Here is a 502-nt window from a genome sequence, read left to right on the forward strand (position 1 = left end):
CCTGTCTTTCTTTCTTCGCCAACTTCACTGGCGTTGCATGGCGGCCTCGACTCATCCCGCCATGATATCCGAGGCGATTATTTATTCAAGCTATTTACGGGATGTTGTACTAGCCGGTGCCGGGCAGGACCGCGACCCCGAAGGCCGTTTCGTGATCGGCGGGCGGGGCAGTTCCCTTCACCAGCCTGACTGATAAACTGCATTGCCCGCTTCCGGTGGCGCGCGTATCGCTTGCGCCACAAGCGAAGGGCGCGACGCACAGCGCGCCAGACGAGCAGGGCTTCCACATCAATGGGCACAATTGTTGACTTTTGCGCCGTGCGTGTATGATCGTGCACCACGGTACGCGCGCCTCTCGGCAGTCGCCGCCTGTCGGATCAGTAATCGCCCATTTCTAGCATGACCTCTAACTTCGACGAAGCATCCCTGGAATCCTCCGACCGCAAGGCCCGCGGCATTCAGTCGATTGTCATCGGCTTCGAAGTGCTGGAGAAGATCGTCG

1 protein-coding gene is annotated in these 502 nt (G+C 59.2%); it reads left to right on the top strand.

Features of this window, described 5'->3' with window-relative positions; all coding sequences use genetic code 11:
- On the top strand, window positions 1-193 hold a 193-nt coding region (locus tag AC1DO7_RS41470), incomplete at its 5' end, for a hypothetical protein (RefSeq protein ID WP_477117602.1).
- Window positions 194-502 lie beyond the last annotated feature (309 nt).

Source organism: Cupriavidus sp. 05N40, from assembly GCF_056397305.1.